Annotated in this window: 24 protein-coding genes and 1 tRNA gene; 12 read left to right on the forward strand and 13 right to left on the reverse strand. The window is 51.7% G+C overall.

The genetic code is table 11. The features are described from left to right. A partial coding sequence (locus tag JRF57_09635) for a hypothetical protein (protein ID MBW2303961.1) occupies positions 1 to 398 on the forward strand: 398 nt, incomplete at its 5' end. 606 nt (positions 399 to 1,004) lie between these two features. Here the strand turns inward: JRF57_09635 and JRF57_09640 are convergent. The 3 genes from JRF57_09640 to JRF57_09650 all read right to left on the reverse strand — a co-directional run bounded on the left by JRF57_09640 (position 1,005) and on the right by JRF57_09650 (position 2,569). Further along, positions 1,005 to 1,081, reverse strand: a tRNA-Pro gene (locus JRF57_09640). Between the two features lie 18 nt (positions 1,082 to 1,099). Next, the gene (locus tag JRF57_09645; protein ID MBW2303962.1) at positions 1,100 to 1,711 is read right to left on the reverse strand and encodes a CoA pyrophosphatase; all 612 of its coding nucleotides are present in this window, start codon (positions 1,709 to 1,711) and stop codon (positions 1,100 to 1,102) included. A 96-nt stretch (positions 1,712 to 1,807) separates the two neighbouring features. Then, positions 1,808 to 2,569: a hypothetical protein gene (locus tag JRF57_09650; protein ID MBW2303963.1), complete on the reverse strand. Its 762-nt coding sequence runs from the start codon at positions 2,567 to 2,569 to the stop codon at positions 1,808 to 1,810. 202 nt (positions 2,570 to 2,771) lie between these two features. On the opposite strand from JRF57_09650, the gene JRF57_09655 reads away from it, so the two are divergent. Then, positions 2,772 to 3,029, forward strand: a complete 258-nt coding sequence (locus JRF57_09655) for a translation elongation factor-like protein (GenBank protein MBW2303964.1) — start codon at positions 2,772 to 2,774, stop codon at positions 3,027 to 3,029. Here JRF57_09655 and JRF57_09660 read toward each other — a convergent pair. The 3 genes from JRF57_09660 to pyrG are packed head-to-tail and all read right to left on the reverse strand — an operon-like array spanning position 3,011 to position 5,599. Beyond that, entirely contained in the window at positions 3,011 to 3,550 is a 540-nt protein-coding gene (locus JRF57_09660) for a hypothetical protein (GenBank protein ID MBW2303965.1), read from the reverse strand. The genes JRF57_09655 and JRF57_09660 overlap by 19 nt on opposite strands. Positions 3,551 to 3,576: 26 nt before the next feature. Beyond that, positions 3,577 to 3,933, reverse strand: a complete 357-nt coding sequence (locus JRF57_09665) for a hypothetical protein (GenBank protein MBW2303966.1) — start codon at positions 3,931 to 3,933, stop codon at positions 3,577 to 3,579. Between the two features lie 49 nt (positions 3,934 to 3,982). After that, entirely contained in the window at positions 3,983 to 5,599 is a 1,617-nt protein-coding gene (gene pyrG / locus JRF57_09670) for a CTP synthase (glutamine hydrolyzing) (protein ID MBW2303967.1), read from the reverse strand. A gap of 316 nt (positions 5,600 to 5,915) precedes the next feature. Between pyrG and JRF57_09675 the strand changes: the two genes are divergently transcribed. From JRF57_09675 to JRF57_09690, 4 genes are all read left to right on the forward strand, one after another. Next, complete coding sequence (locus JRF57_09675; GenBank protein MBW2303968.1) at positions 5,916 to 6,293, forward strand: response regulator; 378 nt, start codon at positions 5,916 to 5,918, stop codon at positions 6,291 to 6,293. Between the two features lie 211 nt (positions 6,294 to 6,504). Next, positions 6,505 to 7,809: a ribosome biogenesis GTPase Der gene (der, locus tag JRF57_09680; protein ID MBW2303969.1), complete on the forward strand. Its 1,305-nt coding sequence runs from the start codon at positions 6,505 to 6,507 to the stop codon at positions 7,807 to 7,809. A 539-nt stretch (positions 7,810 to 8,348) separates the two neighbouring features. Then, positions 8,349 to 8,789, forward strand: a complete 441-nt coding sequence (locus JRF57_09685; protein MBW2303970.1) for a transcriptional repressor — start codon at positions 8,349 to 8,351, stop codon at positions 8,787 to 8,789. A 182-nt stretch (positions 8,790 to 8,971) separates the two neighbouring features. Continuing rightward, entirely contained in the window at positions 8,972 to 10,492 is a 1,521-nt protein-coding gene (locus JRF57_09690) for a catalase (protein ID MBW2303971.1), read from the forward strand. Between the two features lie 148 nt (positions 10,493 to 10,640). Here the strand turns inward: JRF57_09690 and JRF57_09695 are convergent, their stop codons facing one another. Next, complete coding sequence (locus JRF57_09695; protein ID MBW2303972.1) at positions 10,641 to 10,967, reverse strand: type II toxin-antitoxin system RelE/ParE family toxin; 327 nt, start codon at positions 10,965 to 10,967, stop codon at positions 10,641 to 10,643. Continuing rightward, entirely contained in the window at positions 10,967 to 11,242 is a 276-nt protein-coding gene (locus JRF57_09700) for a type II toxin-antitoxin system Phd/YefM family antitoxin (GenBank protein MBW2303973.1), read from the reverse strand. Before JRF57_09700 ends, JRF57_09695 begins: the two co-directional genes overlap by 1 nt. 375 nt (positions 11,243 to 11,617) lie before the next feature. On the opposite strand from JRF57_09700, the gene JRF57_09705 reads away from it, so the two are divergent. Next, positions 11,618 to 14,143 carry a response regulator gene (locus JRF57_09705; GenBank protein MBW2303974.1) on the forward strand — a complete coding sequence of 842 codons (2,526 nt, stop codon included), beginning with the start codon at positions 11,618 to 11,620 and terminating at the stop codon, positions 14,141 to 14,143. Between the two features lie 78 nt (positions 14,144 to 14,221). On the opposite strand, the gene JRF57_09710 is transcribed toward JRF57_09705, so the two are convergent. After that, positions 14,222 to 15,595 carry a sigma-54-dependent Fis family transcriptional regulator gene (locus JRF57_09710; GenBank protein MBW2303975.1) on the reverse strand — a complete coding sequence of 458 codons (1,374 nt, stop codon included), beginning with the start codon at positions 15,593 to 15,595 and terminating at the stop codon, positions 14,222 to 14,224. Between the two features lie 501 nt (positions 15,596 to 16,096). On the opposite strand from JRF57_09710, the gene dctP reads away from it, so the two are divergent. From dctP to JRF57_09730, 4 genes are all read left to right on the forward strand, one after another. Beyond that, on the forward strand, positions 16,097 to 17,131 hold the full coding sequence (gene dctP / locus JRF57_09715) for a TRAP transporter substrate-binding protein DctP (GenBank protein ID MBW2303976.1): 1,035 nt from the start codon (positions 16,097 to 16,099) through the stop codon (positions 17,129 to 17,131). Between the two features lie 37 nt (positions 17,132 to 17,168). Then, positions 17,169 to 17,702 (forward strand): TRAP transporter small permease, encoded by a 534-nt coding sequence (locus JRF57_09720; protein MBW2303977.1) that lies wholly within the window; start codon positions 17,169 to 17,171, stop codon positions 17,700 to 17,702. Beyond that, complete coding sequence (locus JRF57_09725) at positions 17,699 to 18,979, forward strand: TRAP transporter large permease subunit (protein ID MBW2303978.1); 1,281 nt, start codon at positions 17,699 to 17,701, stop codon at positions 18,977 to 18,979. Before JRF57_09720 ends, JRF57_09725 begins: the two co-directional genes overlap by 4 nt. A gap of 328 nt (positions 18,980 to 19,307) precedes the next feature. After that, positions 19,308 to 20,294, forward strand: coding sequence for a hypothetical protein (locus JRF57_09730; GenBank protein MBW2303979.1), 987 nt, complete (start codon positions 19,308 to 19,310; stop codon positions 20,292 to 20,294). A gap of 321 nt (positions 20,295 to 20,615) precedes the next feature. On the opposite strand, the gene JRF57_09735 is transcribed toward JRF57_09730, so the two are convergent. Together JRF57_09735 and JRF57_09740 are read right to left on the reverse strand one after the other, a co-directional pair. Then, entirely contained in the window at positions 20,616 to 21,359 is a 744-nt protein-coding gene (locus tag JRF57_09735) for an OmpA family protein (GenBank protein ID MBW2303980.1), read from the reverse strand. A 1-nt stretch (position 21,360) separates the two neighbouring features. After that, complete coding sequence (locus tag JRF57_09740) at positions 21,361 to 22,140, reverse strand: OmpA family protein (protein ID MBW2303981.1); 780 nt, start codon at positions 22,138 to 22,140, stop codon at positions 21,361 to 21,363. 398 nt (positions 22,141 to 22,538) lie between these two features. Between JRF57_09740 and JRF57_09745 the strand changes: the two genes are divergently transcribed. Further along, the gene (locus JRF57_09745; GenBank protein MBW2303982.1) at positions 22,539 to 22,910 is read left to right on the forward strand and encodes a hypothetical protein; all 372 of its coding nucleotides are present in this window, start codon (positions 22,539 to 22,541) and stop codon (positions 22,908 to 22,910) included. 57 nt (positions 22,911 to 22,967) lie between these two features. Here the strand turns inward: JRF57_09745 and JRF57_09750 are convergent, their stop codons facing one another. Beyond that, entirely contained in the window at positions 22,968 to 23,681 is a 714-nt protein-coding gene (locus JRF57_09750) for an amidohydrolase family protein (protein MBW2303983.1), read from the reverse strand. Further along, positions 23,681 to 24,202 (reverse strand): TlpA family protein disulfide reductase, encoded by a 522-nt coding sequence (locus tag JRF57_09755; GenBank protein MBW2303984.1) that lies wholly within the window; start codon positions 24,200 to 24,202, stop codon positions 23,681 to 23,683. Before JRF57_09755 ends, JRF57_09750 begins: the two co-directional genes overlap by 1 nt. Positions 24,203 to 24,355 lie beyond the last annotated feature (153 nt).

Genomic DNA, 24,355 nt, shown 5'->3' on the forward strand with positions numbered 1-24,355 from the left:
TGGCTTTTAAGGATAGGCGTCGAGTTTCAATAAGAGGAGATACGATTATCGGAGAAAAAGCAACCCGTGACGTATGGGTATGCGGTCCTGGGGCCTTTGTAGTGCTGAAGGCCCTGGCGTTCGATACGAGAGGAGAAAACAAGGATGCATATGACCTCTACTATGTGATCCGAAATTACGGAAGCGGCGTTGATGATATTTTCGGACATCTCAAGCCGCTCCTCGATGAACAGGAAACTCGAAGAACTCTTCAAATCTTGGACCGCGACTTTTCCGACCCCAATGGTGTTGGACCGAGGCGCGTTTCTGAATTTCTATATGCCGGCCCCAATGAAGAATTACAGGCTGATGTCGTAGGATTCGTTCGAGAGTTGCTTATCAGATGCGGAATTTCCTGATCACCCTCCTGCGCTCACCCAGATCAGGCCATCCACTGATTCCCCAATTCCACCACGGCCTCGTGGATCGTCCCTAGGGTTATGCAATCGTTCACAAAAAGGAAGGATTTGTTTTGGACCTGCCTGTGCTGTGCGCAGCACGGCAGACAGGTGTCCCGGGATTCCAGGAGTTGAGGCTTTGACTGGCCGAGACTGGCGAGCCTGCCATGATACACCTTGTTTGTTTTCGGTGCGAATGCAGGGACAAAAGGGATTACGGTGAATTTAGAAATAGTCTTGGCCAGGTCGTAGACGCAATATCGGAAAGGAGTTCTCTTGGCCGAAGGCGGGGCCGTGGTAATGTAGTCGTAATGGTTCCTGATAAATGGAATAAAAATGCTCTGGCTACGATCAAAGCTGGCGCTTAGTGCTTGCCAAAATGGTAGTCACGACTATCCATTATTATCTGGTTCTCACGGAAGACAGCCTAAGAGAGGCTATGAATAAATATGGCTTGACAAGCAGCTTGACGCTACCCGGGAAAGTGTTGACCAAATTTGAAAAATGAATACTTAATGAACGTCTACATTCACAAATAATAAGGCTTTTGACACTATTAAATGTTACTGGTCGGGACGAGAGGATTTGAACCTCCGACCCCCGCGTCCCGAACGCGGTGCTCTACCAGCCTGAGCCACGTCCCGACAGGAAAGGACTATACCTTATTGATCTTCGGCTAGCAAGCCAATTTTTTCTCCGAGCATTTCTACGAATCCATGCATCAAGCGGGCCGTGGCCCCCCAGATTATCTCCCCGTCGTAACGGTATACCGGGGTTTCGTAAATTTTGCCTCCCCAGGAGATCCGCTCCGTTTCCGGGCCCCTGGAACCGCCGGGGAGAAACACACTCAGGGGGACAAGGAGGATCCGTTCGACCTCAAGGGGGTTGATGGAGAAATCATAGGGATAGGGTACACGGCCGACGACGGGGTGGATCACAAAGTTCGAGGAAAGAGTGAGGATATCGTCCATGCGGCCCAGGATCGTGACGTCCCGGGGATGAATCCCCACTTCTTCGTAAGTCTCCCTTAGGGCGGTTTCCTTGAAAGAGCGGTCCCCGGGCTCGATTCCTCCTCCCGGAAAAGAGATCTGCCCCTTGTGCTCCTCCACCCTTTCGGTCCGCTTGGTCATGAGGACCTTGTATTCATTACCGTCCTTGAGAAGCGGGATCAGGACGGCCGCTTCGCGGTACCGGCCACCTTTTGGTTCGATCACCATGGGTTGCCGGCGTGCGAGAAGCCCCTGTATGATCCCGGGGAATTCGTCCTGTCTCATCCCGTTTCCCCGTGTCCCATGTGGTACTTAATCAGTAATTTTTTCCCCGGCATCCGGCGCCTGGCAGGAATTGTGTAGGTGATGGTTCGCGATACATTAAGGCGTGCTTCCGTAAGTGTCCAGGTAGGCCTTGAACCTTGCCCTTGTTGTTTCATCAAGGGGTGCGTATTTACCTTTCACCAGGATGGGGATCCGTTCCTCGTCAATGTACCGGACCAGCTCCCGGATACCCGCCACCGAGTGGACAGGGATTCCCGTCCTTTGAACGAATTCCAGGATGGCATTCGTTCCTTTGCGGTCAAGTACCACTTTGCCGGTCTCATCATAAACAGCGGTGGTCTGCTCCCGGTCCACGGCGATCCCGATGCCCACGACGGTGACCTCGATTCCAAGGGCATCGGCTTCCCTCGCCAGGGTCTCCAGGAGATCGTATTTCGTGCGCATGGAGGTTGCTACATCATCCACCACGAACACTCGGCAGCCGTCAAAAAGGCTTCGGTTGACTAAAAGACTTCCCTTTTTGCTCGCCTCCCCGTGGGCCTTCACTTCCTTGCGGTCATAATCGAAGAAAAGATCATGGCCGTGGCGCTCGTAAAGGGCAATGGCGGTTGCCAGGGCAAGGGCGCTCCCCTTATAGGAAGGTCCCAGGATGATGTCCACTTTTTCCGCGAGGCCTTGTTCCACCATCATGTCAGCGAAATAGGATCCCAGTTCCAGGCTCAATCGTCCGGTCCGAAACATGCCCATGTTGACGAAATAGGGGGTGGGACGTCCGTCCTTAAGCACCAGGCCGTCGTCGAAGAAAAGGGCACCCGTTTCTGCCAGTAACCTTGCCAGCTTTTTCTTATATTCCTCCATGGGGCGGATCATAACGGAATCAGTGCCCCGTATCAACCGCAAATTTCAGGAAAACCCGGGGGCAGCTGGGGTTTTCCGGTATATGAAGGGTCGCTCAGGTGTTCCAACGGGCTCTGGAGGTCACCTTGACAATCTCCAGGGGGAAAGGGTAATCTAAATATATCCTCTTCTTTTTTAACCCACCAGCCAAGGAGGTCATGCCATGCCCGAAGAAGAAGTCGGCCGGGTGGTCAAGTTCTTCGCCAGGCCCAGTGTCGCGGCGATCGAGGTGAAAAGCGGGAGTATTCGGCCGGGGGATACCCTCAGATATCGGGGGCATACCACGGATTTTACCGACGAGGTGGCCAGAATCGAGATCGATAACCAACCGGTTGAAGAAGCCCGGGAAGGGGACCTTGTAGGTATCAAGGTCAAGGAGCGTGTGAGGGAGAACGACAAGGTTTACAAGGTCGTGGACTGATCTTCCAGTTCCCGAAGGGCCTCCGGAATCAGCCTTCTGATGAATTCCTCTCTCTCGAAGGCGCTCATTTTGCTAAAGCCCTCGTAAGCGGGATGGTCCTTGCTGAGGATGGGGGTTTCGGCTTGCAGCCTCGGGGCGAGCCGTTCATATGAGAGAAGGAGTTCCACCAGGGAGAATTCTTCTCCTGGATACTCCGCCAGCCAGCCTTTCCTTTTCATATATTCATAACGCAGGCGATCCAGCAGAAAAAGGTAACGGTCCATGACCGCGATCTTCTTGCGGGGGTCCAGTTCACCGAACTCGAAACCCGAGCCCAGGTGTTCCAACGACATTATCAGGTCGAAGAGGTAGAAGGTCCCCTCATCTTTTCCCCGGGCGAGGACGGCGAGGGTGGGGTCGCTCAGGTGGGCAAACCGGGTTTCCCGTCCGAAGGCTTCCTTGAACCGGGTTTTCCAGTTGCGGTAACCTCGCTTGACGGCCAGTTCCAACCGGGCCGATGCTATTTCGACGACTTCGGTCATGTCCCCTGCCTTTTCCCTCCGGTCTGTTAAGGCTCCAGGTGAAATCCGCACCTTTCGCAAGTTTCAGACTTCAGTTGCTTGTATCCGCACTGAGGACAAAGCGTGAAGTGTTCGAGGGGTTCGATGACCGCATGGGCCCCTTTCGATTCGGGAATCTCCGAAGCGGCATCCTCCTCAAGGCTCACCCTGGCACCTGCCTTTCGTACGGCCTCGGTGTAACGTCTCGCTGTCCCGAGGTCCATGCCACCTTTAAGAATCACAGGGGCCCGGGTCAGGATTTTTTCAATCATGGGAGCGGAAACCCCCAGTTTCGACATCTTCTCCGAAAAGGTCTCCTTGCTTTCCCGGAGACCCCAGAAAATCACGCGATAGCTTTTCGACATGGATGTATATCGGTTCTTGTTCCGGTGGTCTGCTTAAAGCGGTGTCATACTACTTCACGGCGGGGTTCTCTCGGTCCGCCCTTTCCCCCTCCAGGCAGGCCTTTACGAACCCGTAAAACAGGGGGCTGGGTTTGTCCATCCTGGATTTCAGTTCGGGATGGGCCTGGGTCGCCACGAAGTACTTGTGATCGGGTAGTTCGATGAATTCCACGAGCCTTCCGTCTTTGGAGGAAGCGGAAAAGACCATCCCATGGTCCTGGAGGATTTCATGATAGGCCGGGTTGACCTCGTATCGGTGTCGGTGTCTCTCTGATATCTCTTTTGCCTGGTATAGGGCATGCACGAGGGTCCCCTCCACCACCACGGCCTCGTAAGCCCCCAGGCGCATGGTTCCTCCCTTCTCGCGGATTTCTCTTTGTTCGGGAAGGATATCGATCACGGGGTGGGGGGTGGAGGGATCCATCTCTGTTGAGTTTGCCCCCTCCAGTTTGCAAACGTTCCGGGCAAACTCGATTACGGCCATGTGTAGCCCCAGGCAGAGCCCAAGGAAGGGGATGTTTCTTTCCCGGGCCAGGCGGATCACCTCGATTTTGCCCTCGGTCCCCCTTGAACCGAACCCTCCCGGGACAACGATACCATCGACTTCGTCCAGAAAAGCTGCATCCCTCAAGTCCGTGGTTTCCACCCACTTCAGGTTGATCTTGCATCCCAGGTGGGCCGCGCAATGATTGAAGGATTCTATGATAGAGGCGTAGGAATCCTCGAGCCGGGTATACTTGCCGCACATGGCCACTGTGATCTCCCGTTTAGGATTCCTGAGGTTGTCGATCAGCTCTTTCCACTTTCTCAGGTCGGGGGGGCTGTAAATGTTGAGCTTCTTGTGGAGGATGCCGGCGAGCCCTTCTTGCTCAAAGATGATGGGGATTTCATAAACGTCTTCCACATCAAGCCCGGTAATGACGGCCTCCGGATCCACGTCACAGAAGTTCGAAATCTTGGCCTTGATCTCTTTGGTGAGGAACCGGGAGCATCGCCCGATGATCACATCCGGGAAAATGCCCCGTTGTTTCAATAGATTGACACTTTGCTGGGTGGGCTTTGATTTCTGTTCATTCACGCCGTAAGGGATGGGAACATAGGTCAGATGGACGTAAACGATATTCTCCCGGCCCACGTCCTCTTTCATCTGCCGCATGGCTTCCAGAAAGAGTTCGTTCTCGATATCTCCGACCGTGCCACCGATCTCCACGATCACCAGGTCGGCCTTTTCTTCCTTTGCGATGGAGAACACATGATTTTTGATTACATCTGTTACATGGGGAATATACTGTACGGTCTTTCCGAGGTAGTCTCCCCTCCTCTCCTTTTGCCTGACCATGTCGAATACCTTGCCCATGGTCAGGTTCCACTGGGACTTGCAGTTCACCCCAAGGAACCGCTCGTAATGCCCGAAATCCATATCCACCTCGCCCCCGTCGTCCAGGACGAACACTTCCCCGTGCTCGAAAGGGTTCATGGTGCCCGGATCCACGTTAAGATATCCGTCACATTTGATGGGGATGATCTTGAGTTTCGATGAGAGCAGGTGGCCGATGGAGGCGGCGGCAATGCCTTTTCCAAGACCGGAAAGGACTCCCCCGGTTACAATGATGTATTTGGTGGGCATGGTTTTTAATAAATCCTTGAAAAGGCCTGATTGGTACAAGAATCAAAGTCAAAAAAAAAGTATTCGGATTTCGACCGATAGTCAAGGTGAAAGATGCGGGGTGCACTTGGCCGATCCTGTTGAATTGTCAAAAATTGGATCATCTCCTTGATAATGCTTTTGATTCGTGACCCGGAGGACTGTCAGGAAAAAACACAACATGTGCGGTTATAAACTTCCTTATCCCCCATATATAGTTCTTTTTCCATTGACAAAGAGGTTGCTCACGGTTATAGTACATCAAAATGCTATACCGGACGCCGGGGAGGATGGGTCCATGGAGATGCTGCAACAAAAGATCCTTGTTGTGGATGATGAAAGACTCTTGACGACCTTGATGTCTGAATCCCTCCGTATGGAAGGGAATTTTTCGGTGGAACAGGCCTCGAACGGACAGGAAGGATTGGAAAAGTATAAATCTTTTCACCCGGATCTCGTCTTGATGGACATCGAAATGCCCGTCATGGACGGATATGAATCCTCCCGCGAGATCAAGTCCTTTGATCCTAAGGCCAAGATCCTCGTGCTCACCGGTAACCCTTCCGATCACCGGGCACGCAAAACCATCAGTGAGGGTATCGCCCTGACCCTCCTCGAAAAGCCGGTACGCTTGAAAGAGCTTAACCGGATCATTCGGGAAAAACTTTCCGACTGACACCCGCCCCATCTCATTAATCCTTTACCTTATTCCTGCGTGGAAGTATCTTTCCTTGAATCTTGCATAAACAATTTTGGACCTGTTAAAAAATATCCGTTTCATGCCCATTACGGGCTTGTTAAGGCTTTCCCTTGAAAGCGAGGATTTTTCTTCCATTCCATGACCGGGACAATAATTTGATCCCCGCCCGGCGGAGATTTGAGTTGATATGACTTCGGTAATCACTATTCTGGGACGCCCCAATGTAGGCAAATCAACCCTGTTCAACCGGCTTTCCAGGTCCAGGGATGCCTTGGTGGATGACATCCCGGGCATCACCCGAGACCGTCTCTACGCATCAGTTCACTGGGGGGATCGGACCTTTACTCTGATGGACACCGGGGGTTTTGACGAGGTGGGGGATGAACCCTTCATGGATCTGGTGAGAGAGCAAGTTCGGAAGGCTGTTGAGGAATCCGACATTATTATTTTCATGGTGGACGGCCGCCAGGGGATAATGCCCGGAGACGAAGAAATCGCCCACATGCTGCGCCGTTCAGGCAAGAAGGTTTTCTTGGCTGCCAACAAGATCGACGGCCCCGAGCACGAAGGGCTCACGGCGGATTTTTACCGGCTGGGTGTTGAAAAGGTTTTTCCCTTATCCGCCGCCCACGGGTACGGATTGAAAGCCCTGATGAACGAGGTCGTCAAGGAATTGCCAGAAGAGACCCCAGAAGAAAATGATGAGGCGGTTCGGGTGGCCGTCCTGGGAAGACCCAATGTGGGAAAATCTTCTCTCGTGAATCGTATCCTGGGCTCCGAAAGGGTGTTGGTAAGCGATATTCCGGGAACCACCCGGGATTCCGTGGATATCCGGTTTACCCGGAGGGGAAGGGATTACGTACTGATCGACACGGCTGGAATCCGCAGAAAGTCGAAAGTCAGGGAGAAGATCGACAAGTTTTCCATGATCAAGGCCGTCAAAAGCCTGGATCGCTGTCACCTGGCCGTGGTCCTGTTGGATGCATCGGAGGGCGTGGTGGAGCAGGATGCGCGGATATGCGGATATGCCCTGGATCGCGGTAGGGGACTGATCCTGGGACTGAACAAGTGGGATCTGGTCAAGCATGATCCGGATACCAGGAGACGTCTTTTAAGCGCCTTGGACAGGCAGCTCAAATTCGTATCCTTTGCCCCGAGGATCACGCTTTCGGCCCGCACGGGGGAGCATGTGGGTAAACTGTTTGAAAAGATCGATCACCTTTCCGATCAGTACGGGAAGCGGATCGGGACGGGAGAGGTCAACCGGGTATTGGAGAAGATTTTTCAGCTCAAGCCACCACCCCTTACGGGGAAAGGGAGACTGAAATTTTTTTACGCCACCCAGATCGATGTTCGCCCACCGACCTTCGTGCTCTTCGTCAATCGGCCCGAACTGATTCATTTCTCTTACGAACGCTTTCTCGCAAACCAGTTCAGGGAACGATTCGGATTAGATCAGACCCCCATCCGGATTTTTTTCAGGAAAAGATAGAAAAACTCCGCAGGCCGGTGTTCCTTTTTCTGCGGTTGGTTCTTCGGCTTTATTAATGCGACGACCTGCAATAATCACGGCAGCCTCTGTATGCTTTAGAAGCATCCGGGAAACAACCTGGCCCGTACCCCCATAACCACCCAGAACTATTATGCTTTTGTCCTTTAACTAAACTCTCCTGTCAATCCGTGGCGGTTTTATTGAGTGTGAGTTCAACGGGGCCCATATCGGGCTTTTCCACCTCAAAACAGCACCCTTGATCGGCTTTGAAAGATTCTTCCAGGGGCATTTCCCGGGGAGCTGGAAGTGTAAGGTTCATCCTTCGCCCTTTAATCTTATTTTGCCTTACTTAAACTGCCCTTGCTATGTTGTTTTTTGCAACCTGTTTATCATTGTGTTTGCTGAGTAGGGATGAAGTGTTTTTCTTTGACAAACAAGAATTGGAAATGTAATCTTTTAAAAGAATTATTTTCCTTTAATAGCAGTTTTTGTCTTTCTGGGTTATTTCAATGAATCATGAGGGAGGAGGGAAAACACAAATGCCCGATCCAGATGCGCGGTTACAACAGATGCTCACCAAATTAAGGGAGCGGAAGTTTCGTATTACCCCTCAGCGTTTGGCCGTCGTAAAGATCCTCGCCCAAAGCAGGGAACACCCTACCGTGGAGAATGTCTATGAACAGGTTAAGAAAGATTTCCCCACCACAAGTCTGGCGACAATTTACAAGACCGTATCACTGTTAAAAGAACTGGGAGAGATTCTTGAACTCGGATTCCCCGAAGGCAGTAACCGTTATGATGGCAACAAGCCGTATCCCCACCCCCATATTATTTGCATAAGGTGTAAAAAGATTATTGATCCTGATTTGATGGAACTCCAGCCCTTGACCGAGGAGGTAACCCGGAAGACCGGATATAAGATTATTGATCACCGGCTGGATTTTTTCGGCATTTGCCCGGATTGCCGGCAAAAGGGATGATCAACTATTTTTTGCTTGTTAAGGAAAACGATTATTAAAAAAGATCAGGTGGCATATAAACCAATGTTTCCGGTCCGAAAACGGCCGTTTGGGCCGAGTTGTTGAAAAATGTATCTAGCGCAGTGGTATTAAGAGACCCTGTTAGATGAACACTGCCTGAAGGAAAGGCGAAGGAGGAAAAAATGAAAAAAAACAAAAAGCGTTTGACAAGGGCATTCGGAGCACCCGTGGGAGATGATCAGAACAGTCTTACTGCCGGCCCACGCGGCCCGGTGCTGATGGAGGACGTGCATCTGCTGGAGAAGCTGGCCCACTTTGAACGGGAGCGCATCCCGGAGCGGGTGGTCCATGCAAAAGGGGCCGGGGCGTGGGGCTATTTTGAGGTCACGGCGGATGTAACGAGGTACACAAAGGCCAAATTTCTCTCTGAGGTGGGCAAACGTACTGAGGTCTTTGCGCGATTTTCTACCGTAGGAGGTGAAAGGGGGTCAGCAGATGCAGCAAGGGATCCTAGAGGTTTTGCGGTCAAATTCTATACCGAGGAGGGTAACTATGATTTTGTCGGAAACAACACACCCGTGTTTTTCATTCGGGACCCGCTGAAATTCCCTGATTTCATCCATACCCAGAAGCGGCATCCAGCCACCAACCTGCCGGACCCAAACATGTTTTGGGATTTTCTTTCCCTTACTCCAGAATCCATTCATCAGGTCACCATTCTTTTTTCAGACCGTGGTACCCCTGCCGGTTACCGCCATATGAACGGTTACAGCAGCCATACCTACAAGTGGTACAATGAAAAGGGAGAATATTTTTGGGTCAAATACCATTTCAAGACGGATCAGGGGATAAAGAATCTCACCCGGGAAGAAGCGGTGAGCTTATGTGGTGAGGACCCCAACCACGCAACCCGCGATTTGTATGAGACCATAGACCAGGGTGATTATCCTTCTTGGACATTGGAGGTGCAGATCCTTACCCCTGAGCAGGCGGAAGATTTTCCATGGGATATCTTTGATGTTACCAAGGTATGGCCACACGGGGAGGTCCCTCCCATTACAGTTGGGAAACTTGTGTTGAATCGAAATCCCGTAAATTATTTTGCCGAGGTGGAGCAAGCCGCCTTTTCCCCGGGCAATGTGGTCCCCGGTATTGCTGTCTCGCCGGACAAGATGCTCCAGGCCAGGGTCTTTTCTTATCATGATGCCCACATTCACCGCCTTGGGCCCAACTATCATCTTATTGCAGTCAATAGGCCGAAAAACGCTCCGGAAGCCAATTATCAACGCGATGGGTTCATGCGGGTGGATGATAATGGAGGAGGGGGACCTAATTATTGGCCAAATAGTTTTGGAGGTCCGGCACCTGCAAGGGAGGCCCTGGAACCGCCCTTTGAAGTGAGTGGGCAAGCGGCGCGATATGCTTATGTCCACCCCAATGACGATTTTGTGCAGGCAGGAAATCTTTACAGGCACGTAATGACTGATGAGGCCCGGGAACATTTGATAGGAAACATCGTTGCCCACCTGGTAAAGGCCCCAAAAAGGATTCAGCTTCGTCAGACAGCCTTGTTTTTCAAGGCCGACCCTGATTATGGGAGCCGAGTAGCTGAAGGCCTAAGACTTGATAAGAACGGGGTCGAACGCCTGGCCGATATGTCGGGTGAGGAAAGGGCAGCCGCCACGGCTGTTCCAGAACCATAGGGCAAGAGCAAAGCGCCAGGTGGAGGCATTGCATTCTTTGCTGATTTTGCTCAACCGAAAATGAATAGAGACTGAAGTCAGCAGTTTGCTTTTGGCACTGTCTACTTTTTTGGCAAAATCCAGTCATTTATTAGCGGACGGATCAACGTTATGCTTCTAGTAAACGTCGCTGCAAAAGGGACTGCATGTCGCGACGACCATCTACGATCAGCATAACATAGACGCTGTTATCCATGATTCGGTAAATGATACGGTAGGGTTTGAAAAAGATCTCCCGATATTCTCGCATCCCTAACTTCAGCAGTTCTTTTGGGTAGGCACCCCGCTCGGGGAATTCGGATAATGCAGAGAAGGTTTTCTCAATCTGCTTTAAGACATGGTTGGCTTTCCGAGGTGACTCATTTGCAGTGATGTAATCATAAAGCTCGGTGAGATCCCGTGATGCGTCGTTGGTCAGTAAAACCGCAAACGGCATCACCGATTCTCCCGACGTTCGCGAAGGCGCTTTATCACATCATCGGCGGGTAAAACCTTACCTTCCTCAATTTGACGCATTCCGAGTGACAGAATTTTCAGGAGGGCAAGGGTTTGCTGGTTTTGTTCGTAACTTTCAATGTCTTGTATGACCACTTTGGCTTCGCCATTCTGGGTAATGATCAGTGGCTCCTGATGTTTGGAAAGGTTTCTAACGATTTCAGCAGCATGGGCCTTGAGGTAGCTGATGGGCCTAATCTGATTTGATAGTTTCATGAGTATACTCCCTTTTTAAAGTGACTTAATATAGTCCATAAACAGGTCATGTGTCAAGTTTGAAAGTGCCGCTGTCTGTGATGCTGAAGAAGAATTCACCGGCAGCGAGGGTTGGCAGATACATGGTGTCGGGTAACGTGAAAGGGTCAACCGTGACGGCCCCACCCAGCTTGTCTGATCAGGTCTGACTCCCGTTTGAGATTTGTAGGACGCGAAGGGGCTGATTTTTGGGGTCAACGAGTCTATCCAATGTTTTTGCGGTAAAGATTTTCCCTATTGTGGGAAGGATCATTCTTTTATGTCACGTGCTAGTGGAACTAGGTCGTGGACTTTAAGGATGGGGTGGTACATGTCAGGCTTTTTAGAGGAGGGTCTATGAAGCCGAATATTCGTCTCAAATTCCTATTCCCCGCCTTGGCGATCATCATCATCGCCATTGGGACTCTCTCTACGCTGGTTTTTCTGAAATCCCAGGATGTGTTTAAGAAAAGCGGCACGGACCAGGTCGTCCTTATGGCGGAACTGGCACGAAAGAACATCGATCTGTGGATTGAAGAGATCAAGATGACCTTAAACAGTTGGAATGAGCAACAGGTCTATAAGATTTCCACTCAAGAGACTTATATGGGCCAGGCCGCGAGGCGGACCGTCAACTCGGAGTTGAGAAAAATAAAAGAGAAATATGAATATTTCGAATTGATCAATCTCGCCAATGCAAAAGGCGATGTCATCGCCTCCTCGGATCCGGACTGGATCGAGCGGTCGAACGTGAGGGAAAAAGATTATTTTATCCGGGCTATGGAGGGCGAATTTTTTGTCTCGCCGTTCGGAGAAAGCACGCTTACGACCAATCCCGTGTTCATGATCGCATCACCTGTTGTGGAAAGGGACCGGGTGGCAGGGGTCTTGTTCGGGGCTATTGATTTGAGGGCATTTACGAAGAAGTTCATGGAGCCCATGAGGATGGGTAAGACCGGCTATGCTTTTTTTTTCGGGAAAAAAGGTGATGTTTTTTTCCTGCCGGAAAACGCCGAGCCGTTTATGGAGATCATTGAATCATTTGGAAAAGAAATGATGGAGAAACAAAACGGCCTTATCATGTCCTCTATGGGAAATGAAAAAAGGATCATCGTTTACAGAAAAAGTACAAACACAGGATGGATTATCGGATTCCATATAAATACGGATGAACTTTTTTCGCCGGTGTGGCGGATCGGAAAAATCAATCTTGTTCTTTCGATCATGATCGTTTTGTTGACAAGTCTTTTGCTCTTTGCCGTCACCAAGTTTGGAATAATCGGCGACATCAACGCCCTGATCCATGCAAGGGAGGCGGCCGAATCAGCAACCCGGGCGAAAAACGATTTCCTGGCCGCCATGAGTCATGAGATACGCACGCCCATGAACGCGATCATCGGTATGACGGATCTGATCCTTGAAACTGACCTGACCCCAGAGCAGAGAGAATACCTCGAGGTCTCCAGGAAGTCGGCTAAACATCTCTTGGGCCTTATCAACAGCATCTTGGATTTTTCCAAGATCGAAGCCGACAGGCTCGACCTTGAAGACCTCCCCTTCGACCTCAATAAACTCCTGAACGATACCCTTTCCATCCTGGCATACCAGGTGGAACGCAAAGGTCTGAACTTGTGCTGCCATGTTGATGAAGACGTCCCGGCAAACCTTAAGGGGGATCCTCACAGGCTTCGTCAGGTAATCGTCAATCTTGTTGGAAATGCCGTCAAGTTTACAGAAAAGGGCGGCATACAAGTCACAGTCAAAAAGGCGTCCGGCGGGATGGAGGACGGCGGTGAAAAAAAGCGGGTTGTCCTTTCATTTGCTGTCCGGGACACGGGAATCGGTATTCCTGAGGAGAAGCTGGAGACCATTTTCGAGGGTTTCACCCAACTCGACAGCAGTTTCACCAGGAAATATGGGGGCACAGGATTGGGCCTGGCTATCAGCCGGCGCCTGGTACAACTCATGGGAGGTGAGATCCGCTGCGAAAGCGAGGTGGGAAAGGGAAGCCGATTTATCTTTGAAGTGCCTTTCGGCCTGGTCGACAAGGGTGCGATGAAGGCTGCTTTATCGGATAGCGGCGAAGGGGAGACCATTCTTCGAGACGGGGATGAGGGGACGTCCTGCAGGATCCTGATAGCCGATGATTTCGAAGTCAATCAAAAGGTTCTGGTCCCCATCCTGGAGAAATACGGACATCGGGTGCGGGTCGTCTCCAATGGTGCAGAGGCCGTGGTCGAGGTCAAAAAGGGGCTCTACGATTTGGTATTGATGGATATCCAAATGCCCGTCATGGACGGGCTTGAGGCCACGCGCCGCATAAGGAGTCTGGAGGATCCGGAGCTTTCCTCCATCCCGATCGTGGCGCTCACCGCCCATGCGGTGAAAGGGTCCAGAGAGAAATTTCTCGAAGTGGGAATGAATGATTTTGTCACAAAACCCATTGAAGCGAAGACCTTGGTCCGTCTCATACGCAAATATGCCGATGGCGGTGGCTTGAAGGCAAAGTCCCTGCCGAAATTTAAGGAAAGTTATGGAGGCCTTTTGGACATCGAATACGCACTGGAACTAGTTGAGGGTGATAAAAGGATCTTTCTGGCGGGATGCCGGGCGATCCATGAGAAGCTGCCGGCCAAGCTTGAAAGCCTTCAAGCGCATGTCCAACAAGCGAGGTTCGGGGAGATCGAACGCCTGGCGCACGGCATCAAGTCCGCTATGAAAGGATTGGGGGCCCGGAGAGCGGCGGAGGCCGCTTTTAGAATGGAAAAGGCCGCGGGCAAGAACCGCTTGGAGGACGTGGAGGAGTTCCTCCCGCCTCTGATGGAAAACGTCCATGCCGTGCTTGGGGCGCTGGAGGAAATTCTTCGCTCTCAAGATGTTTGAGAGAAACCCTTAACAGGTTTTTGAAAATCTTCTTCGCTCGCTACGTCTTTCAACACCCCGTTAAGCGTAAGGCCATGCTCAGGCCTTGAACCTTTTCCCATGTTTTTTCAGCAGATGATAAAGACCCGAACGGGACATTCCGGAAAGCCTGACGGCCCGTTCCCTGTCCCCCCCGGATGCTTCAATGAGATCATCGAGGTATTTGGATTCACTTATATTTCGGTATTCTTTGAAAGAGGGGAATGCCTTCTTGTCGACGGCTGCAAGCTTTCCCGCCATACTGGCCTTGAGATTGTGAACGCGGATCTCCATGGGCAGGTGGTGGGGCTGGAGTACGGACGATTCCATGCCGTTCGCGATGGATACCCTTAGGACGTTGATCAGCTCTCTGACGTTTCCCGTCCAACGCCATCCTTTCAGCGATTCAATAAAATCCTTGGACACGCCGATCGTGTCTATCCCCAATTCGTCACAGATTTTTACGATATAATTGTTGGCGAGCAGGCGTATGTCCCCGGGCCGTTCCCGCAGAGGAGGAAGCTCTATGTGAAACGCCATGAGCCTGAAATATAGGTCTTTTCGAAAAGAACCCTCTTCCACCATTTTTTCAATGTTCTTGTTTGTAGCTGAGATGACGCGGAAATCGCATTTCTCTTCTCTTTTGGCGCCGAGCGGTCTAAACGTTCTGTTTTGAAGGACTCTGAGCATGGCCTTTTGACCGGCAAGGGGTAGGTCTCCCACCTCGTCGAGAAAGAGCACCCCGCCGTCCGCCTGCTTGATGAGGCCGTCCCTGTTTTGGTCCGCCCCCGTGAACGTCCCTTTCATGTGTCCGAAAAGGAGGGTCTCGATAAGATTCTCGGGGAGGTTGGTGCAATCGACGGTTACAAAAGGAGCGGCTGCCCTTCGGCTGTTTACATGAATGGCCCTTGCCATGAGTTCTTTTCCCGTGCCAGTCTCCCCTGTGATCAGGACGCTTCCATCGCTTGCGGCCGCCCGTGAAACAAGTTCCAGACACTTTTGGATCTTGGGGTCCTTCCCAATGATAAAATCCCTTTTGAGTAGGTGCCTCCTAAGGAATTGCGATTTCTCTTCACGATACCTCAGTGCGCGTCCTACAAGGCGTTTGAGCTCGCTTGCAGAAGGGGGCTTTATGAGGTAATCCAACGCTCCGTTCTTGAGGGCCGTTTCAATTCCGGACTCCTCCCCGCGGCCGGTGATGATGATGACCTCAGGAGAAGAAGGGACGTTTTTGAAATCGCCGATACGCTCCAACCCGCTTCCATCCGGGAGAATGACGTCCAAGAAGATTATGTCGAAGGCCTCTTCATATGCGCGCCTGTGGCCTTCGGCGATGCTCTCGGCAACGGTGTTGGAGTGCCCCATTTCCTCAATCAAGAGGGTGAATGTTTCACAAAAGATGTCGTCGTCATCCACTGTCAGGATATGGGCCATGTTTTTACTCCTTTAAGATGTGCCGCACCCGTCAGTCTGTCCCGTAAGGTCTCGTATGGAGAAAAAAAGATCTGAAGGGCGAATCTAACAGATCGTCCCCGTGTTGTCCATTTTTTTGGACGCACCCTCCCATAGAATCGGCCAAGGTAAATCGCAATAATTGCGTGAAATTAAAAAGATTATCTGTCTGAATTGACCTGGGGGCTGTCTAAAATTTTGGATTTTTTTGTCCTCATGTGTTTTTTGGGAATAGAGGATTTTGTTAACCTGTTGATTTGTCGGTGAAATTATTTGTGGCATGTATCTTGGATGCTCGACATGGTGTTTGCCGTACCAGAGGCAGGAGGCCTTTGCGGGCCGATGCTCCGAGAAGCGTTTTTGGTGTGAGTCCTCGGTGGAGGCCTTTTGGGAGAAAGGACGCACTGAGACCAAAGCAGGGGTCATACCCGTCACCGGGTGATGAAAGGCATGAGGAATTCATAAGACAAAAAGGAGTGAACAATGAAAAAGATCTGGTTATGCCTGGTAGTCGGTTGTTTTCTTCTAACCCTTGGCGCGGGACCTGCCGGCGCAAAGATGACCATCAAGTACGGTCATGTAGCGCCCCCCTTTCACGGCCAGAGCAAAGGTATCGAGGCCTTTGCGAAATACGTGAATGAAAAGACGAACGGCGAAATCGTTGTCCGGACTTTTCCGATGGGCCAGCTGGGATCCGAACGTTCCATGGCCGAGCAGGTTCAGACCGGGGTGATCGCAATGGCTGCGATCACGACCGCCGTCATGCAAAACTATGTGCCCCAGGCGGCTGTTCTTGATCTCCCGTTCATCTGGCCCAGCCGCGAGGTCTGTTATGCGGTGTTGGACGATCCGGAGTGGCAGAAGAAATTATTCAGCTATTTGCCATCCAAGGGATTCATTGGGATCGGTTGGACGGAAAACGAGTTCCGGGACATAAATAACACCAAGCACCCCATCAGAACCCCCAAGGATCTTGAGGGGTTGAAAATCAGGGTCATGAACAGCCCCGTCTATATCGAAACATTCAAGCAGCTCGGGGCCTCTCCCGTCGGGATCCCGTTCCCCGAACTCTATAATGCGCTCCAGCAGGGAGTCATTGACGCCCAGGACAATCCGCTCTACACATCTATCCTTATTAAGGTTACCGAGGTCGCCAAGTACGTGACCAAGACGGAGCATACGGTGACCGAATGCATCCAGATAGTGAATCCGGATTTTTGGGAGAAATTGACTCCAGCCCAACAGCAAATTTTTCGTGATGCCGCAAAAATAGCCATAAAGGTCAACAGGGAAAGCAATGCGAAAGCTTTCAAGAAACTTCCCAAACTGGGTATTTCCATTGAGGAATATTGTGAAAAGAACAATGTGCAGGTTGTGCGCCTCACCGATGAGGAAAGGGCTGCGTTCAAAAAGGCCGTTCAGCCGGTCCTGGCCCGTTACCGAAAGATCGTGGGGGAAGACCTCTTTGACTTCCTGATGAACAAGATCAGCGAACACGAAAAGGCTTTGAAGAAATAGGAGGGTTCAACGCCCTTTCCGCCGGGCGAAATATGCGATGAAACCATTGATACGGATATTGACGCGACTAGAAGAAGTAGTGCTTTCTTTGACCCTTCTAAGCCTTGCTTTCCTGGCTTTTGCAGAGGTGGTGTCAAGGTACCTTTTCAGCCATAGTTTCACTTGGTTCGAGGAACTGTCGCGTTACGGCGGAGTCTTCATGACCTTTCTGGGGGCGAGCCTTGGGGTGAAATACGGGACCCATTTCTCCATGGACCTTTTCATCTCCAAGGCAAGTCCCAGGCTCGCCCATGCCATCAACCTCTTGACCGCGCTGACCGCTTCGGCACTTTTTTTCGTCATCTCATATCTTGGAGTCGGCCATGTTTTGAAGCTCAAAAAGTTCGGGGTGGCCAGCGCGGCCATGCAGATGCCCATGTACATCGCCTATGCGCCCATCGCCATTTTTTCGTTCACCCTCGCCTTAAGGCTTTTGGCCAGGTCCGTTCAGCACGCCCTTGGGCTTGCCGGAAGGGATTCGGGCCTGGTCTCTAATGCTGAAGCCGCCCCAAATAAGAAAGACGGTAAATGATCCTCGCAATAGCCATTACCTTCACCCTTCTCCTTTTTTTAGGCATGCCGATCAGCATGCTCCTTATCGCCTCGACCTGCGGGGCTCTGCTTTTTTTTACCGATACCCCTCTAATAGTACTTGTTCAACAGCTCTTCAACGCCCTGGACAAGTACGTGCTCATGGCCATTCCTTTTTTTATCTTCGCTGGGGGAATAATGAGCGAGGGGGCGATCGCGAGAAGGCTCATAGCCGTCATGGAGTTGCTTGTAGGGCATATTCGGGGTGGAGCTGCGATGGCTGTAGTGGTGGCGTGTGTTTTTTTTGCGGCTCTCAGCGGGTCCTCCCCCGCGACTGTCGTCGCTATCGGCTCCATTATGTTTCCTGCGCTTGTAAAAGCTGGCTACAGTGAAGATTTTACCCAAGGACTGATTACTTCCGCAGGTTCGCTGGGCATCGTCATTCCTCCTTCCATCCCGATGATCCTTTACTGCCTCGTCATGGATGTAAGCGTGGTGGAACTCTTTATGGCCGGAATTCTCCCCGGGCTCCTGATAGGCGGGGTGTTTTTGGGCTACACATATTTCAAGGCGCGCAAACACAATTGGCGCTCCAGGAAAGTCTACGCCAAAGGGGAAAAGATAAGGATTCTGCGGGAGGGCATTTGGGGTCTCATGTTGCCGATCATCGTCCTTGGCGGTATATACGGCGGTGTGTTCACCCCCACGGAAGCCGCTGCAGTCAGCGTGGTCTACGCACTGTTCATAGAATTAGTTATACACAAAGACCTCACCATAAAAAAACTTTTTGAAGTCTGTAGAAGCGCGGCCATTTTGAGCGCTTCCCTGATGTTTATTCTCGCCTGCGCCATGACCTTTGTATGGCTTCTGACGGCCGAGCAGATCCCCGTAAAGGTTGCAGACTCCCTCATCGGGATGGTGGACAATTGGTGGACTTTTCTCCTCATGGTCTCCGCCTTGTTCTTGCTCTTGGGAACCGTCATGGACGACGTTTCCGCCATGATCATCCTTTCACCGCTTTTCATGGAGACCCTGCGCAGGTACAATATCGACCTTGTCCATTATGGGATCGTGATGGTCCTTGTGATCGAATTCGGGTTCCTGACACCCCCCTTCGGGTTGAACCTTTTCGTTACGATGGGCCTTACAGGGAAATCTTTGACATCCGTGGCCCGTTCCACGTTCCCGTTCCTGGTGCTCCTTCTCGCAGCCGTCCTCTTGATCGCACTGGTCCCTTCCATATCCCTCATTCTTCCAAAGCTCTTTTTGAGGCAGTAATGAACCCAGGCCCTCATGGTTATATTTTTCTGACCTCCACCAACGGTGAAGCCCGTTTTGAATTCCTGTGAATTCATGTCCTTAGGTCCCGCGGCTGAACCTTGGTAGTCCCAGGGCCTTTCTCGAGTATAGGTCCATGTAAAGCCTCTTGAATCTTCCTCACAAGTTGTATTAAACATAGATTTTCAGACTCGGCCGATTTTCTCTTTAAATGTACGGTGCCGGGAGGCGCGACGCGATTCAGTATTATTCTGATCGTGCGGTCAAGCCAAAGCGTTGCGGCGGGTGAATAACCCTTCTACAACCTCTACAAGGAGGTTCCTCTCCCGTGAAGTTCATAATCCCTGCCATCTTTGGGATTTGTATTATTCTGTCTTTCCATAACAAGGCGTGTGCCGGGGGGCGCGTACTGCTCGTCCATAGTTACTACGCGGACTATACCTGGACGGATGATATCACGGGAGGTGTCAAAAGCGGCCTTGCAGGTTCCGGAGCACAGCTCGAGATCTTTTACATGAATACCAAAAGACGACCGAGGGAAGAATGCAAAATTCAGGCGGGTAAGGAAGCCATGGAAAGGGTGAGGGTCTTCAGGCCCCACGTGGTCATTGCCGCCGATGACAATGCCCAGGCGTACTTTTCAAGATACTATGTAGGGAAAGAACGCCCCCAAATCGTCTTTTGCGGCGTCAACGGTGACCCGGCCGATTACGGCTTTCCCGCGGCCAACGTGACCGGAATCGTTGAAAGGCCCCATTTTGTCCAGACATTTGACATGCTTAAAATCATTGTCCCGGATGTGCGGAAGGTGGCCGTCATAACGGACAACAGCACAACGTCGAATAGACTGATATCGCAAATGCGATCTGTGAACCTCCCGGTCGAAGTGGTCGTTGTGGATCAGCCTGATACCTTCACTCAGTGGAAGAAGCGGATAAAATCCTACCAAAAGAACGTAGATGCGGTTTGCGTCATTTTGTACCATACTCTTACCGATGGGGACGGCGACGAAGAAACGGTATCTCCTTTGGACGTAATGGAATGGACCGTTGCAAACAATCGAAAACCACTCTTTTCGGTCGCCCCTTTTGCAATCGAGCAAGGGGCGCTTTTCGGAGTGGTGAACTCTGGTTACGAGCAAGGTCTGGAAGCCGCAAAGATCGCCCTTGAGATATTGAAAGGCAGAAAGGCAGGGGAATTTCCTATCGTCGAACCTAAAAAAGGAGCCGTTTACATAAACGTGCGCACCGCCCAGAAAATGGGCTTTGAGATCCCGTTTCCCATAATGCAGGCAACGGATAGAATTTTCGAATGAGTCCCCCAGCCTGTAAATGTGGGGAAGTAGGGCGAGAGGGGAAGCTTTGCGAGAGAAGAGACCTTTAACCCCCTTTCGTAAAACCGTGCCCTCGCTTCACATTGAGCTCCACCCCTTTTGTAATGAAGGTTCAAAATTTGTCATGCATAATCTGGGTTAAACTGTAACCCATTAAGTATAAGGTTTCAAAGTTTTTTGAGGGAGTTGGAGGATAATGGAGCATTATTGATTTTGATATGTGATAATCTGCCGGAACGGCCTGTCTGGCTGTTGAAACCCTCCCGGGTCGGCTACGTTTTTCAACAACCTCATGGAGCAAGGCTAGAAATATCTCTGGTTTTTGAAGATTATTTCCACCCGGCGGTTTTTGGCCCTTCCCTCGGGGGTATCGTTGCTTGCCACCGGGTGGGAAGCCCCGTACCCCCCTAAGGCGATATAAACCGGGGAGGCCTTTTCCACCTTAACGAGGTACTCCATGAGATTGTAAGCCCGGGCGAGGGAGAGTTCCTGGTTGGAAGGAAATTGTGCGGTATGGATAGGGATATTGTCCGTGTGGCCGTCGATGTAAACCTGGTAGGTGGCGGACTTGATGAACTTGGCCACCCGGGCGAGGACAGGCTTCATGTCTTCGTTGATCTCTGCGCTCCCTGGTTTGAAAAGGAGTTCCTGGCCGAAGACCAACTTGAACCCGTGGTCGAGTTCCCTCACCTGGAGAGCACTCCCCACTTCCTTCAAGATCCTCTGGTCCTCGGCGGAAATGAATTCCTCGTTGGGATCGTTGGCCTTCCGCATGACCAGGGCATCCTTTAATTTTTCGTATAGGCTCTGGATCAGGGCCTCCTTGGTTCTGTAAATTTCCCCGAATTCCTTGAAGTACAGGATGCCGCTGCTGCTGGTGAAGTTGTGGAAGATGCTCTTCAGCGTCATGTCGTCCATGGTGGACATGGAGAGGAGGAGGACGAAGAAGGTCAGCAGCAGGGTGGAGAGATCTGAGAAGGTAACCATCCAACCCGGGGTGCCGCCTCCGGCCTCATCATCTTTGTCTTTCCTCTTTTCAGTTCCCATCTTACCTCCCCGGTATCCTGAAGAGGAATCCCTTGAAATCCAGCAGGGAATCACTTTTCGGTTTCCTGAGCCGATAGGGAACGGATTCCCGGTAATCCAGAATGATTTCTACCTGCCGTCCCGCCTCGTTTTCCTTTTTAGGGTTCCCCTTTCTGACGGCGTTGGTTCCGAATCCGTGGGCCACCATCCGGCCGGGTGAAATCCCGGATTTTTCCCGGAAAAAGTGGTAGACTGCAATGGCCCTCTTTGCCGAGAGCATCACGGATGCCTTGAAAGGATCGCGGTCGAAGGCGGTTTCGGAGGTTGCGCTGTACCCCCTCAATTCGATCCTGTGGGTTCCCTCCTTGAGAATCTCTCCAAGCTCAACCAGGAAGGGATGAAGGTCCGGCCGGATTTCGCTTGATCCCTGATCGAAAAGCAACTGGTTGTTCAGACTGAGAATGATTCGTTCTCCCTCACGTGTCACGATCACATCCGGGTCCAGGGCGTTCTTGAGGATCAGGTTCCGCATCTTGTCAAAGTCTATGACCTCTTTTTTCATGGGAGGGGAGCCGATGGTAATATTTATCCCTTTTGGGGCGCCGATGATGGAATGTCCCCCGGGTTTGAACCCAAATGCGCCGGTAAGGGAATTCAGGGCCACGAGCCGTTTCTCTTCGGTGACCACCGACATGGAGAGGAGGAGGACGAAAAAGGTCAAAAGGAGGATCATGAGATCCGTATAGGTGGTCATCCATGCATTGGTGTCCATGCTGGATTCCTTTTTTTTCTTCTTCGGCATCCCGGTGAATTCCTCTTCCTTTCAACACCCTGAAGGATACGGATGAAATATTTTCCTAAATTGAGCGACTCCCGCCCCTGGTCATTGCGACAAAGGTCCCACGTCCGGAGCGGAAAGGTGCTTCAGAGCCGTCAAGATTGTATCAGGAGGTGTGTCAAAAACACCTTTCCCTGGCCCCCCAATGGCCTGAGGACACGCCAGGGACAGAGCTTCCGGCCCTGGGAGCGATCTTTCTTTCAAGTCCACGGCATTCCGTGGTTTATTACCAAGCAAATCGCATGCCAACGTGAGAGCCTTTGGAACGGGAATGGGGGTCGGCGAAACAGGCTTGAAAAGGAATGAATCCGGGGCCATACTGTCTTAAAGGGGGTGTTTTTTGCGGAAAGGAGGAAAGATCGATGAAGATCCGGATTCGAATCGGGCAACTATCCATGGAGGCCGAGCTGAACGATTCCGCGACGGCCCGCATGATTGAAGAGGCTCTCCCCGTAAAGACCTCTTTCAATACCTGGGGAGAAGAGATCTACTTCGCTGTTCCTGTTGAGAGCGAACTGGATGAAACCGCGAGGGAGGAGGTTGAAGTGGGGGACCTGGGATACTGGCCCAGCGGCCGGGCCTTTTGCATTTTTTTTGGCAGGACCCCCATCAGCACGGAAGGAAAGATCCTCCCCGCGAGCGCGGTCAACATCATCGGCAAGGTCCTTGGAGATGCCACCCGATTCAAGGAGGTCATGGATGAGGGAGAAGTGATACTTGAGCGGGCCGAGTAAGGGTATCGGCCGTGGCCCTGGATCCCCGGGAAATAGCCTGGGAGTGGATGTCACCTTTCATCTTGAGGATGAGATGCCCAGAAGACGGGCGGCGTTCAAACCCGCAATCTGTTCCCGGCATTGTTCAGAAATCCCCGCCTCGTCCATCTCTTTGAGGTACCTCTCGGGGGTTAACAGGGGATAGTCGGAGCCCAGGAGAAACCTTTCCGGGCCCAGGATCTCGCAGGCCAGCCTGTAGATGTCCGGTGAGTATAGATAGGGCGAGGCGGCCGTATCGAACCAGGTGTTTTTGAAAACTTCTCTAACTTCCTTTTTCATGATGCCGTAAAAGAAAATCCCTCCTCCCCAATGGGCCAGGACCACCTTGTTGTCCGGAAAGGCCTTGAGAAGGGTATAGAGGGAACTCAGCGTTATTGGGGCCTTTCCGGGGTAAACATGTCCCACGGGCTCATTGGTGTGAATCAGGATCGGCCTGTCGTATCGTAAGGCGACGTTCATGACATCCCGGAAGGCCGCGGGGGGGAGGTCGGAATCGTAAAGGGCCAATTCTCCGATGCCGGAAAGCCCGGATTGAAGGCATCGTTCCGCCTCCCGGGGGCCTTTGGGCGACAGGGGGGAGAAGCAGCAGAAACCAACGAACCGCTCGGGATACCGCTGGATGGATTCCAGGATGTAGTCGTTGTGCCTGCGGAAATGGTCCTCTTTCTCCCAGGGAAACCCGAAGATCACGGCCTTGTGGATTCCCTTCTCGTCCATGAAATCGATAATCATTACAAGTGCCTTTTGAGGGATTCTTCGAGAGATCCGGGGCGGAAACCCACGTGCTTGTCCACGATGAACCCTTCCCGGTTGATTACGAACATGGTCGGTATGGCCGTTTCGGCCTTTCCGAAAAAGTCCAGGACCACCTTTTGATTCCCTCTCAGGATGTTGTAATTGATGCCGAAGGCCTCCCCGAAGGCCTGGAGGCTCTTGCTGCTGATCATCTGGGGATCATCGAGGGAGATACCCAGGACAACGAGACCCTTTTCCCGGTACTTTTTCTGCAACTGAACCAGTTCGGGGATGGACTGGCGGCAGGGAGGGCACCAGGTGGCCCAGAAGTCCACCAGGACCACCTTTCCTCGGAAATCGGACAGGGACACCAGCTCACCAGAGAGGTCCTCCAGGGAGAAATCCGGGGCAGCCCGGCCTCCTTCGCTTCCGGATCGACAGGCGGGGGTGAAGAGTAAACCCAGTCCAAGGATGCAGGCAATGAAGATGTGGGGGTATCTTTGAAATGTGGATAGCATGATTCCATCCTCCAACAAATCCCAGGCAATGGACAATTGAAACAAACAGAAAGCAACCCATTGCCCATTATAGGGATTTTTCCGGGGATGTCCCGGACAAAGTGATGGCAGGGACGTGGTTATTAAAGAAGCTTGTATTTTAATAGAGTTCAT

The sequence above is a fragment of the Deltaproteobacteria bacterium genome (genome assembly GCA_019310525.1).
Taxonomy (GTDB): domain Bacteria; phylum Desulfobacterota; class DSM-4660; order Desulfatiglandales; family HGW-15; genus JAFDEE01.

Coding starts and splice junctions, on each gene's coding strand:
- JRF57_09645 (MBW2303962.1), bottom strand. CDS start 1,711: ATGAGACAGGACGAATTCCCCGGGATCATACAGGGGCTTCTCGCACGC.
- JRF57_09650 (MBW2303963.1), bottom strand. CDS start 2,569: ATGGAGGAATATAAGAAAAAGCTGGCAAGGTTACTGGCAGAAACGGGT.
- JRF57_09655 (MBW2303964.1), top strand. CDS start 2,772: ATGCCCGAAGAAGAAGTCGGCCGGGTGGTCAAGTTCTTCGCCAGGCCC.
- JRF57_09660 (MBW2303965.1), bottom strand. CDS start 3,550: ATGACCGAAGTCGTCGAAATAGCATCGGCCCGGTTGGAACTGGCCGTC.
- JRF57_09665 (MBW2303966.1), bottom strand. CDS start 3,933: ATGTCGAAAAGCTATCGCGTGATTTTCTGGGGTCTCCGGGAAAGCAAG.
- pyrG (MBW2303967.1), bottom strand. CDS start 5,599: ATGCCCACCAAATACATCATTGTAACCGGGGGAGTCCTTTCCGGTCTT.
- JRF57_09675 (MBW2303968.1), top strand. CDS start 5,916: ATGGAGATGCTGCAACAAAAGATCCTTGTTGTGGATGATGAAAGACTC.
- der (MBW2303969.1), top strand. CDS start 6,505: ATGACTTCGGTAATCACTATTCTGGGACGCCCCAATGTAGGCAAATCA.
- JRF57_09685 (MBW2303970.1), top strand. CDS start 8,349: ATGCCCGATCCAGATGCGCGGTTACAACAGATGCTCACCAAATTAAGG.
- JRF57_09690 (MBW2303971.1), top strand. CDS start 8,972: ATGAAAAAAAACAAAAAGCGTTTGACAAGGGCATTCGGAGCACCCGTG.
- JRF57_09695 (MBW2303972.1), bottom strand. CDS start 10,967: ATGCCGTTTGCGGTTTTACTGACCAACGACGCATCACGGGATCTCACC.
- JRF57_09700 (MBW2303973.1), bottom strand. CDS start 11,242: ATGAAACTATCAAATCAGATTAGGCCCATCAGCTACCTCAAGGCCCAT.
- JRF57_09705 (MBW2303974.1), top strand. CDS start 11,618: ATGAAGCCGAATATTCGTCTCAAATTCCTATTCCCCGCCTTGGCGATC.
- JRF57_09710 (MBW2303975.1), bottom strand. CDS start 15,595: ATGGCCCATATCCTGACAGTGGATGACGACGACATCTTTTGTGAAACA.
- dctP (MBW2303976.1), top strand. CDS start 16,097: ATGAAAAAGATCTGGTTATGCCTGGTAGTCGGTTGTTTTCTTCTAACC.
- JRF57_09720 (MBW2303977.1), top strand. CDS start 17,169: ATGAAACCATTGATACGGATATTGACGCGACTAGAAGAAGTAGTGCTT.
- JRF57_09725 (MBW2303978.1), top strand. CDS start 17,699: ATGATCCTCGCAATAGCCATTACCTTCACCCTTCTCCTTTTTTTAGGC.
- JRF57_09735 (MBW2303980.1), bottom strand. CDS start 21,359: ATGGGAACTGAAAAGAGGAAAGACAAAGATGATGAGGCCGGAGGCGGC.
- JRF57_09740 (MBW2303981.1), bottom strand. CDS start 22,140: ATGCCGAAGAAGAAAAAAAAGGAATCCAGCATGGACACCAATGCATGG.
- JRF57_09745 (MBW2303982.1), top strand. CDS start 22,539: ATGAAGATCCGGATTCGAATCGGGCAACTATCCATGGAGGCCGAGCTG.
- JRF57_09750 (MBW2303983.1), bottom strand. CDS start 23,681: ATGATTATCGATTTCATGGACGAGAAGGGAATCCACAAGGCCGTGATC.
- JRF57_09755 (MBW2303984.1), bottom strand. CDS start 24,202: ATGCTATCCACATTTCAAAGATACCCCCACATCTTCATTGCCTGCATC.